A 12,265-nucleotide genomic window follows, 5' to 3' on the forward strand; every position below is an offset into this window, starting at 1 on the left:
CCTTGTGACAAATATGCATCATAACTTTCATGATTAACTTTAACTCGTATTTTAATATTCATAAAATATAAAGTTATTTTTCTATTATTATCTTTTGATCTTCTTAATTTTTCTTTACTTATATCACTGAATTTTTTACCTTGATTATTACCAACTAACTGTAATTCACTAATTAAAGGATCTTCATTCGATAAGAAATATTTCTGCCCAGATGAATCTTTATAAGTTGATTTACCTTTTTGGAATATACTTCGGTTTTTACTTGCATCTTCTCTTGATTTAGCTAACCAATTTAATATCATTCTACTAGGTATTTTTCTATTTGATAAAGATGATGAATTTGTATTAGAATTAAAATTTTGTAGCATACATTCTAATGCTTGAGCTTGAGTTATACCAAATGTTTTCCATAATATTATATGAGCTAATATATGTTGTTTTGCAGTAAGCTCTATTTTATTCCAAGTAAATTTATTGAAATCTGCATATTCTTCAAATAGTGATTTGGGTAATATATGATGTTTTTCTTTATATGAATATTCAATATTATTTGAGTTTTTTATTTCACAATAATTAATAAATTTTAAATATCTATTTAAATAATGGGTATTATGAGGGATAGAAGAAGCTATATTTTTGATATTCATATAATAAAATTCAATATTAAAATTTTTAATTATAATATTTATCTAAAAATTTGTCAATAAAAAAGGGACTATAAAAGTCCCTTTAAAATTTATCCTTATAAGAACTTAAAAATAAAAAGTCCTTATAAATCAATGACTTACTACATCAAATTCTTCACTATAGCTTTTCTGTAATAAACGTTGCTATGATCAGATAATGTAGTAAATGGATTACTAACGATACCATATCTTGTTTTGAAACCAATTTGTGGTTGGAAGTTAGTAGGATCGGTTGCTTTGAATTGTTGTAAAGGTACATATGGGCAATAGAAGAAACCTGCGTCATATGCATTATCGCCTTTGAAACCAACTACATAAGCGTTAGCTTGCATATAAGGATCTACATAAACTTTATAACGACCGTTGATCATACCTGCATAAGTTGTACCAGTTACGTCTACGACTAAATCATTCAACGATTGTAAGTTAGGTGAATAGTTGCTTAATAGACCAACCATCATTAAAGCAGAAGCGACGTCAGCACCGCAGATTAAGATATTACCTTTACCGCGTCTAGTTTCTCTTGCTACAACGTTTGCATCTCTTTCGATAGCGAACATCAAACCTTTATAACGTTCTACTGACCAACGACCATCAGTATCTTGTTGTAAGTCTAAGATACCAGGTGCACCTGTACCAGTTGTATGAGCGATACCAGCTGTCCATTGAACACCGATTTTAGCTGCCATATAAATTTTTCTAACGATTTCTCTATTGATTTCAGCGATGATTTCAGTAGAAAGAATGTTAGTTAATTCGATTTCAGCGTCAAGACCGTGAACTGAACGCATATCTTGTGCTAATTCTAAGCTGTATTCAGCTTTTAATTGACGAGTTTTTGCTTCAACCAATGTCTTTTCGATTCTCATTGACATTGAGTTCCAAGTTTCAGTTTCGCCTTGAGTAGTTGTCATACCAGTACCATAAGTAAAGGTAGCATCTAAATCAGCAACTGCACCGGTTTGAGTTTCTTTGATTGGGAAAGCACCAGCACCGTTACCACCAGCTAAAGTACCAGGGATACTTGCGTCAGCATTTGCACCACCCCAAGAAGTAGAAGCTTCATTGAATAATGCTTCAGTTTGTAAACCTGGAGTAGCATTATCTTGATAAGTTGAACGCATTGCAAAAATTAAGCCAGTTGGCATATTCATCGCTTGAACACCACAGATATCATAAGCGATTAATTTTGGAGCCATTCTTCTAACTAATGGAATTAAAACTGGATCAAATGTACCAGTATTAGTACCACCTTGGTTTACCATGTTACCGCTTGCAGTAACTTCTTGTAAATAAGAATGTTGGTTTTCTAACAATTGTGCGGTAATACGTCTTTTGTGAATATTGGTAACTGGTTCAAACTTTTCGTTATCAATAACACCTTTCCATTTTTCTACCAACATTTGTTGGTTTCTATTTGCATCTTGAATTTGCATTTAAAACTCCTTTTTTAATATTTCCGTATATATTTATATTATTTATATTTTATATGGTGTCAATCTTTCACATTCCATGATATATCTTTGCATAATATCATCATTTACTGGTTGAGTTTGTCTAACTGGAACACTTTCATTGATCAGTAAATTATTGATTTGATTTTCAACAGATTTGGTTATTTTTTCTTTATTTGAAGAAACTTCTTCGATAATCATAGTTAAACCTGTTTCAAATTCACCGATAGAATTAAAATTAACTTTTTCGGCTAAAGTGATAACTCTTTCTTTTTGTGCGTCGGATAAATTATATTTATCTAATACTTCTTCTTGCACTAATTTACGCTTAACTTTATCATAATTTGTTTTTAGTTGAACATAATCATTATTTAATTTATTATACATTTCATTGTGTTCTTCTAATTTAGTTTTCATCTCATCTAGTAATGGACTACCATCTAATTCATAAGCTGCGCCACTAAATGTTTGGCGGAAGCCTTCAAATATACGTTTCATTTTAATATATTCTGAATTTTCTACCAATTTTTCTTGATTTTCTTTGATGAAATTTTCAACCACATAATCTAAATATGTATCAATCTTTTTAGTTGATTCTTTTAATACATATTCACCATAAGATTCAGCTGATTCTTTAAGAGCTTGAATTTCCTGTTCATGTTCTTCAATAACATAATTACTATAAGATTCAATACTTTCTTTTAATTCTTGAATTTCAGCATCTTTTTCTTCAGCTAATTTTTGTAATTCTTTTTTATGAGATTCTTGTAAAGATTTCAATTGAGAAGATAATTTCGCTTTCATTTCTGATTCTTTTTCTTCTACAAGAGCCATGAATTTAACTTGCATTTGAGGAGTTAATTTTTCTGCAATTACTGATTCAACACTTTCTAATAATTTAGCTTCGCGTTGTTTCATTAATTCAGAAATACTTTCTTCCAATTGTTTTGCCAATTCATCTGTAATTTCTAATTCGTCCAAGTTCATTGTTACTCCCTTAATAGTATTTGTTTAGAATATTGTTAAATAGTTCTAATAGTTTCTGTTCGTTTAAACCACGTTTACTTTCTTTATTTATATTATCTTTAATTTGTTTCTCATGTTCAACTAAGATACCATTTTGCCATACCCATTCTTTATTTTCCATTAAGCTAGTAACAAAAGCATCTGGTGCAGATGGATCATATACAATATCAGCTGGGGTTATTAACATAAAATCTTCGCATACTCTATTTACGCCATTTGATAATGTTTTTACTGAACCAAGTGCTCTAGAAGATACACCTAAGCAAACATCTTCGTCCATCAAACCTTTAACGATTTTACCACGTGGGGTATTCATAATAACTGCTTTACCAATATAATCATTCCCGCTTTCAACCAATGAAATTATTTTATGACTTGCTTTAGCATAATTTATTTCTGGTTTAGCTGGGTGGCCTAATTCACCTAGAGCGCGATTTTTGTTAATTTTTTCTTTAATATACTTATCAACTTCGCGCTTCATTATTTCTTTTGGATATTCTCTTCCATTATTATTTACGATTTCAGATTGTAGATATATCCCTTCAATATAATATTTTTTAGGCTTACCATCCGTGGCTTCCTCAGTTAAAAGTCGAATTTCATTAACCGATTCGACTAAGTACTGCATAAAATTAACCTAATTTTTGTTTTCTAAACATTGAAGCTCTTGCGACTTTCTTCGCAATTTTAGCCATTATTCCACGTCTTTCTTTAGCTGCATGAATACCAGCTTTTTTACGAGCTTGTTTTTCCGCTGATTTCATAGCAACACAATGTCCATCTTTAAATTTTTGACCTGGGCCGCATACTGCCTTTTTAGTGATTTTACCTAAATTATTAACAGCTTTTCTGAAAGTTAATTCATTTAATTTAGTTATCTTTTTACTTTCAGATAATTCATCGTAATCTGAATCGCTAGTATAATCATCTGAATAATTTACGATTTCAGGGTCCAATTCTATAATAAATTCAAATTCATATCCTAAATCATCAGTGATATCTTCAATATCAATTTCACCAACTTCAACGGGTTCATCTTCATCGTGTAAAATATTGAATTCATAACTTTCAACATTATCGTTATCATCTAAATAAGATGCGAATTCAATAGCACCTTCTTTATTTGTTAGATAAACAGTCATGATACCTTCTTTATAAGTAATATCAGTTGCTCCTAATCCTTCTGCATTGATATTGATATCATTGATTGTATTGATTTCTTCTGCTGTTTCTGTTTCAATTTCGATACTTTCCATCAATTTATGAAATACTGTTGAAATTTTTTGTTCAACTAATTTCTGAAATTCTGTAGTATCATTATTTTTTAATGCATCTATATATTTTGTCATAATTCCCTCTTATAGATAGTAAACTTTAATTTATTTATAAAATTTAAAAATTACCACTTTCCATATCAGCTGCTGCTTTTGCATCTTCTTCTGGTGTAGTGATATTCATATTTTTTATTTGTTCATCCGTGAATCTGAATATTGTTTTTAATACAAAATCTTTATCTACATATTTACCTACGAATGGATCAATAGCAGCTAATGTTTCTAATTTTGAATTTAATAATTCTGTTTCTTTGTACTGTATATAATTATTATCTTCAGTAAAAATCCATTGTATATCTCTCGATATTGAATCCCATTCTATTTCAGTAATAATACCTTTTAATATCAACTGAGTTCTAAGTATATCAAAAAAAAGTTCGACGAATTGCTGTCTCTTTTTATTTATAAACTTTTTGAATCTAAATTCATCTCTAGCAATTTCAGCTGCTCTACCAAAAACAAATGCTGATGATTGATCAAGAGAAAATCTACTGAATGGTACATTTAATGTCTTATAAAAAATATTTCTAAAATATTCAACATCAGTTGTTACACCTAAGTTTTCGCCGCCTGGTAATGTATCAATTTCAGTACCTTTACCATCCCTTCTCGGTAACCAATAATCTTCAACCATCGATAGAATATTTTTTCTATCTAATACAGATCCTGTCTTAGAATCATATACCAGTTTATTTTTAAATCTGTTCATCAGATTCTGAACATATTGTTCAGCTGTCTGTTTTGGCAAATTACCTACGTCAACATAAATGACTCTTCTTTCAGGGGCTCTTGATACTCTATAAATAAGTAAACTTTCTTCCATCAATCTTAAATTATTATATGGAATAAGAACTTTATTTAAATCCCCAATAACCATTTTCATTTTTTTATCATATAAATTACTATCAATATATGATATTGCTTCAGCATTTATTCTTAATCCATTACCTAATTCAGTTTCATTCGCTCTAAAAATATTATCAACTGATGGAACATAAATATAATATTCTAATATCTTATTTATATCAGTTATGCCTGTTCTATCTTTTTGAGGTATTACACGTATTTTCTTGATTTTACAAGGATCAATTTGAATTACTTTTTGAATTCCGTTTTTAGGATTTTCATCATCAATTATTTTATGTAAAAATAATTTCCCATCGACATACCAATCATAAAATAATTGATTACCAATTGATTTAAAATCTAAAATTGAATAGATATTATCATATTCTTCATTTATTTTCTTTTTTATATTATCTGATATTTTAGACGTATCTTTGAAATCTAATTCAATAGCTTTTTTATTAGGTACATCGTGGACTAAAAATTCATTTTGTATTTCTTGAATAGCTAAATCTACTTCGGCATATTTAGCTAAACTTCTATAATTTTCAATTAACTCAACTTCATTATTTGGTACAGTTGAACTATTATAATCATAAGCTATAACTCCACCGTTACCGTATGCTAATACATCTGTTGCTGAAGTATCTTCAATTTCAAATGCTTTTAATACTGGTTCATTTCTTTTTATTTTTTTATCTTCTTTATCTTTTCCAAAAGATATACCAAAAAGTTCCATTTTATTCCTTTATAATAAAAGATATATTTATAACATTTTTAAATACACTTAAAGTAAATATATTTAAAAATGGGGAGAGATAAACTCCCCAAATATTTAAAATACTTTCGTATTTGCAATCAATGCAGATAATTCTGAATTGATTTCGTTTAAATTAGTAATTCCGATTCTTGCCCATTGATTTACGCTGAATGTAACAGCGAATTCTTCAATAGTGTCTACGGTTTCGAAACCTAATTCAATTGCTGCTACGCTTGTTGGAAACATACCTTCAATTTTATAATGAGCTAATGTATTACCATCTTTATTTAATTGATAAACATCTGCAGTTGCATAATAATTTGAAGGGTTCACTGCAATAGTATTTGCTCTGTTAGTGATATTACCATTGATTTTTTCGTGCCATTGTTCAAATACACTTCTCAAATCAAATGATACATCATTTACTACAGTAATATCCCAATCATCATAATCTTTATCCCCAGCAACTTTTACTTTTCTACCCATGAAAGAAACTTCTGCTTTTCCCATTGTTGAAGCAGGAATAGAAGCTGCTTTACACATATATGCCAATTTCTGGCTTTTATCTACTAGATTCAAACCTAATCCTGTTGGAAATGATAACACGACCGCATATAAATTCGGACGTGCACCACCTTTAAAATTAGAAAGAAAATCATGGATACCTAAATTAACTGCCATTTGTTATCTCCTTAAGAAATTGATTCGATTTCTGTTAAACCAACGCTACCAGTTCTTGTTGCAACGAAGTTCAATGTAATAAAATTGATACTACGAGCTGGTTCAACATATATACTTGCAACGAATTCACCACGATCGATAACATCTGGTGTATTATTTGATTCATCACAAACTATTTTATATGAATAAACACCACGTCTACCTTGAACTGAACGTAAATATGGTTCATTGAATGAAACGAAACGAGTACGAGTGAAAATGTCGTTAAATTCAAATGTTTGTTGTTTAGAAGATACTTTAATGGTTTTTTCTAATTCTAAAAATAATCTTCTAACATTTATCCACTTGAATGCACTATCTTTAACTTGCAGTGTTAAATCGCCAAACAAATATGTACCTTCACCTTTAACTGAAATAATCGGATTAACATTATTTTGATATAACAAATCACGAGAATCTTGATCAGGGTTGAATGCTAAACTAACAACATTTAATATTTGACCTCTTGTAACACCTGCAGGTGAATACCAAGATTCGTTTGTTTGATCTACTCTTGCACATAATCCTGCCATATCTGCATTCAATGGTACCCAAATATAAGTGTTATTATAAGTATCTCTTTGCAATTTCCATCCGCTATCCATAAATGCATAACTTGATGTTCCTAATAAATTTCTGAAATTAACAATAGCCGTTCTTGCATCAGCTTGGTTTTTATCATTAACCGCACTTAATGGAGGACTAACGAAAACAACACAATCTTTTCTGAATTCTGCGATATTATCGATAACATGATTTGCTAATTCTGCAGATGCATCACCTAAGAACATTAAGCTGGAATCGTCAATACTTGCATCTTTTAATCTATCCCAACCAATAATCAAATCATTTGTTGTTAATCTTTCATTAACATAATCATCTTTACCAGTTGTTAGACGAACATCATATTGTTTCAATAATCTCTTAAATTTACTTGGTTTTTCTGTTCCATCGAGTCCTAAATACCTTACAGTATTGCCCCAATCATCAGTACCGAAAGAAGCTTCATTGATATTTGTTGTTGTTAATTCAACAGTAATTTGCGCTCCTGTACCAGCTGTACTTTTAACGACCGCTGTAGGAACTTTAACGAAACCAGAACCAGGATTTGCAATACTAACACTTAAAATATTACCTGAAACACCAACACTATTTACGAAAGCTGTTGCTGGTACACCATTTGATGGATCACTAATTGTAATAATATCGCCAACAGAATAGCTTAAACCTGGATTAGTAATAACTAAACGTCTAACAGAAAAATTCTTGCTTTCTAAGTGTACGATACCGCTTACTTCAGTTGCATATCCTTCATGAGAATGAACAGTAATAGTTGGTGCACTTGTATATCCTTTACCGTAATTTGTGATATTAAAACCAATGATTTTATTATCACCTGAAACAACAGTACCTGAAACAACACCGCCAGAACCTGTACCAGCATTACCTTGTACTTTTGTAATACCACCAATTGTACCAGTACCAGTTTTAGCTAAATCAGCAACATTTGTATTAGCAGTTGTTGAAGTAAATAATGCTCTAGTTGTATCACTACCAGCACTTACAGTCCAACCAGTTAATGTACCGCTGATAGTTACATTCGCGCTTGAAAGACCGCTAATAAATGCAGTAGCTATTTCAGCATCGGTTGCACCAGAAGTACCAATAGTAGCGGTTAAACCAGCTAATGTAATTGTTTTACCAGAAGTTTGATTCAAGAATTTAACTTCACCAGTTTCAGTTGTTGCAGCACCAGTAATTGTACTTGTAATTACTGTACCAACAGCTGGTAATGAACCATAACTTTTAATTAAGATCCCTGTAATTGCACCAGTACCATCAACAATCAATTCACCTTTAATAGAAGGTTCACTGAAAACGATTGTATCAGATGGACTATAACCTGAACTAGCAGTAATATTTAAATCTACTATTTTAGATGTTGATTGACCAAAAACAGGAACAACTTGTAAATCTGTACCATTTGTACCAGTATTATCAACTGTTACCCAAACACCATTTTGATTAAAATAATCATTTTGTGAATTCGTTTTAGCTACATCAGCAACGATATAAACATCAGTAATTCTATCAGAATTACTGAAATAAGAAGTATTTGGTTGAGAGAAATATCTGATATATTTTGATTCAGTATTAATAACAGTACCAAAGAATAATAATTTATTTTGAGAATCTTTAGCATCAATAGCTTTTGATTTGAATGCAAATTTTTCTAAAATATAACCTTTAGTTTTTGATTTGTTGAATACACCGTCTTCGTCGATAACGATAACATGTACTTCATCATTTTCAACACCACGAGATTTTGCATATGCACTTGTGCCTGGTTTATTACTAAAATATTTTTTATATGCCCAGCTATCAAATGTATTGAAATCTGCAATAGAAACACGTAAACTATTGCCTCGTTTTCCAGGATATCTTGCAACGAATTCGATATTATTATAATCTGGTGTTGCAGCTCCATCATTGAATTTTGTAATAAAATCCGCTTGATTTTTAACTACAATTTTTGTACCAGAATAATTAGCGACAGCATTCGCGCAATGTCCACCAGCAGCAATTTCTCTAACTATTTTTAAATTTTTTGAATAATCTAAAAAGTTTGCAGCTGAATACCAGTCAATTCTATTATCAACTGTATTAAATTTTCCGTTTGTAGGTGCTCCAAAGAATGATTCTAATTCATCTGTATTGAAGATTCTTGTTGGGACGCCAACTGGACCCCAGGTAAATTGCCCGACGAATGCTCCAGCACTAATTGGTTCTTGCTGAATCACTTCTGATAAATCAATTTCTCTGACTTCTGTTCCAGGGCTTAAAAGATTTGTAGCCATGTATAAACTCCTTTTTGTTATATATCCTAATTATTTATTATTTAATCATTGTTAAATCTATTATTTCTTCTGGTATACCATTATTGAAGAAACCAAATATCAATGAATTATATTCATCCATTTTAGCATAATTAGCTCTAATGGCTCCCTTTATATCCGTATTCGTATAATCTTCAAAATAAGGTTGTGTTGTTAACCAAGCGAACATCACCAAGGTCATAACTATATCATCAGTTTTATTTTTTTCTGCTTCATAAGAACTGCCTTTTTTAATAAAAGAACTAAGCTCTGTTATCGTATCAAAATCATATAATATCAACGAATCACTTTCAATCAATGTTTTTAATGTTGCACAACCAATAGCTTTAGTTTTTGGTGATTGTCTTAAACCAACACTTTTAGTGTTAACTATAGTTTCACCATTTTTATTGCCAGACTGTAACATATTATCGTATTCATATTCATAAAATAATATATTCGCGACGATTGCTCCAACTGAATTATTTTCAACCATACAAAAAGCTTCATTGTATAATTTACATATATGAAAAACTTCATCTGCGAATATCATTGGAATCAAATCATTTCTTCTATAAACAGCAACTTGTTTATAAGGTAATTCAGTAACATCAATAACAGAAATAGCAGAATAATCTTTTCCCATTCCTTCGCTTGTATCAACTATTACAACATAGCTTTTATCTTTAGACGGTAATTCATATATTTTTAAACTTTCTTTTCTTATTTCAAGAGGATCTTTGAAAGAAAGAACTTGTAATTTTGGACCAGAAATCAATGTACCAGAAGAACCAAAAAATTCACAATTATGTGATAATATTCCATTCGTATAATATGTATTATTTATACCTGAATCAATAATATCATATAATTCAATTTTTTTTCTTATCCTTCGTTTTGATTTTATGAAACACCCTTTGTTATCAATTGTTTCAATATAATCAGTTTTTTTTAAATCTTTTGCACTTTTAAATCCGCTATCAGTCATTATTTTATGATCTTCTGAACATTTTAGCTCCGAAGAATTAGTAAATTTCAAGTGGATATAACTGTTTCTGGTTATCTTTTTGATACCTAAAAAAGATTCTAGACAATTACTCGTTGCTATAGTATAATTAGTATTATATTTTATCATTTTTATTATTTATAATATTTAATTTTTCGTATAGAGTAGTAATAGGAATAAATTCATTATCTATATTTATAATTGTATCACCAGATACACACTCGAATTCTTGATCCCATGTTCTTCTAGATACATTTTTTATTGTTTCATTTTTCCAAGTTTCATCTCTACTTGGATGAGCATCCCATAAAAATTTTAACGGTAGAAATCCATTTCTTTTATCTATTGCGTCTGACCAAAGTTTATAAAATAAATTCATTCCTTTTGGTGTAGAAGTAATAATTACTTTCGTTTTCTTCCCTGATGAAATTACAGGATATGTACTTTCATAAAATTCAAAATCATTATCAATATGACCCAATTCATCTAGCATCAATAGACTTATACTTTTTCCTCTTATCGAACTAGATGAAGTGGCAGCGGCTAATACCTTTGAACCATTTCCTAATTCGATTGAACCTTTATTCCATTCAACAACCCCTGGTTTTAAAAACCAAGGGAGTTCTTCAAACATACTTTTTATTCTTGATAAAATTTCATTCGCAGTTGAACCTTTATTCGCTAATACTGCCGCATGAACCGGATTTTGATTAAAGATTATTTCATAAAGAATATATGCGGCAGTAGTCGTAGTATTATGATTTAAAATATTATCACCATAATATACATGTTCATCAGAATCTATTTCAATATCGTACATTTGTTCATATGTACCAGTTTGTTTTATCGAAATGACTTGTGATATACCTTCTTTAACTTTGATATTATCTCCAACAATCAAATCTTTAATAAAAACTTGTTCATTATTTTCGTTGATTACGATGTGTTCATCTGCGCATTTTAATTGTTTACCATCTGATAATTGAATTTCAAAAATCTCATATTCAATTGTTTTGAATATTTTTAAAATATCCTTCCAACCATCTGGTGTATCAATTTCCCACTCAGAAATAACAAATTCATCCGTGAATTTTTCCATTCAACTTACCCTAAAAATACGAATGTTATATCTTTTTTATGATTTGAACATATCGCAATATTTGCATATAGATTTTTTCTTTGTTGTTTTGATAAGAATGAACCCTCATCAATATAAACGGTATCAATATGTCTCAAACTTATTCCTCTGAACGCATTACTATTTTCATTTAAATGATGATGCGAACAGTACATATAATTCTTTTTAGTTTTATCCGTAATTCTATGGGATATAACTAAACTATTAAAATTTGCATGTGATTTGATATAAGAAGTTTTTCCTGTTTGTCTACCTAAGTTTATATCAATACTACAATATTCATGATAATATGTGTCTAGGGGTAATAAATAAGAAGCTTCAATATTTCTATTGTTTTTATTTATTTTGATAGTTAAGTCAACTAAATCAAAAAAATCTGATTGAAAATATTCCATTAAAAAAATACCCCACTTGATCTT

11 protein-coding genes are annotated in these 12,265 nt (G+C 29.8%); all 11 read right to left on the reverse strand.

What is annotated here, in order from left to right:
- On the reverse strand, positions 1 to 647 hold a 647-nt coding region (locus tag PHC28_RS09000), incomplete at its 3' end, for a hypothetical protein (RefSeq protein WP_300098971.1).
- Between the two features lie 140 nt (positions 648 to 787).
- On the reverse strand, positions 788 to 2,122 hold the full coding sequence (locus PHC28_RS09005) for a hypothetical protein (RefSeq protein ID WP_300098974.1): 1,335 nt from the start codon (positions 2,120 to 2,122) through the stop codon (positions 788 to 790).
- Between the two features lie 42 nt (positions 2,123 to 2,164).
- Complete coding sequence (locus PHC28_RS09010; protein WP_300098977.1) at positions 2,165 to 3,127, reverse strand: hypothetical protein; 963 nt, start codon at positions 3,125 to 3,127, stop codon at positions 2,165 to 2,167.
- A 10-nt stretch (positions 3,128 to 3,137) separates the two neighbouring features.
- Complete coding sequence (locus PHC28_RS09015) at positions 3,138 to 3,794, reverse strand: hypothetical protein (protein WP_300098980.1); 657 nt, start codon at positions 3,792 to 3,794, stop codon at positions 3,138 to 3,140.
- Between the two features lie 4 nt (positions 3,795 to 3,798).
- Positions 3,799 to 4,515, reverse strand: a complete 717-nt coding sequence (locus PHC28_RS09020; protein ID WP_300098983.1) for a hypothetical protein — start codon at positions 4,513 to 4,515, stop codon at positions 3,799 to 3,801.
- Positions 4,516 to 4,558: 43 nt separating this feature from the next.
- Positions 4,559 to 6,085, reverse strand: a complete 1,527-nt coding sequence (locus tag PHC28_RS09025; protein ID WP_300098986.1) for a portal protein — start codon at positions 6,083 to 6,085, stop codon at positions 4,559 to 4,561.
- A 96-nt stretch (positions 6,086 to 6,181) separates the two neighbouring features.
- Complete coding sequence (locus tag PHC28_RS09030; RefSeq protein WP_300098989.1) at positions 6,182 to 6,787, reverse strand: hypothetical protein; 606 nt, start codon at positions 6,785 to 6,787, stop codon at positions 6,182 to 6,184.
- 11 nt (positions 6,788 to 6,798) lie between these two features.
- Positions 6,799 to 9,684, reverse strand: coding sequence for a phage tail sheath subtilisin-like domain-containing protein (locus PHC28_RS09035; protein ID WP_300098992.1), 2,886 nt, complete (start codon positions 9,682 to 9,684; stop codon positions 6,799 to 6,801).
- A gap of 37 nt (positions 9,685 to 9,721) precedes the next feature.
- Positions 9,722 to 10,837 (reverse strand): hypothetical protein, encoded by a 1,116-nt coding sequence (locus PHC28_RS09040; protein WP_300098995.1) that lies wholly within the window; start codon positions 10,835 to 10,837, stop codon positions 9,722 to 9,724.
- A complete protein-coding gene (locus tag PHC28_RS09045) occupies positions 10,824 to 11,807 on the reverse strand; it encodes a terminase family protein (RefSeq protein ID WP_300098998.1) in 984 nt (327 codons plus the stop codon). The genes PHC28_RS09040 and PHC28_RS09045 overlap by 14 nt, the downstream gene beginning before the upstream one ends.
- 5 nt (positions 11,808 to 11,812) lie before the next feature.
- On the reverse strand, positions 11,813 to 12,265 hold a 453-nt coding region (locus tag PHC28_RS09050; RefSeq protein ID WP_300099001.1), incomplete at its 5' end, for a hypothetical protein.

This window comes from Flavobacterium sp. (assembly GCF_028712645.1).
Taxonomy (GTDB): Bacteria; Bacteroidota; Bacteroidia; order Flavobacteriales; family Flavobacteriaceae; genus Flavobacterium.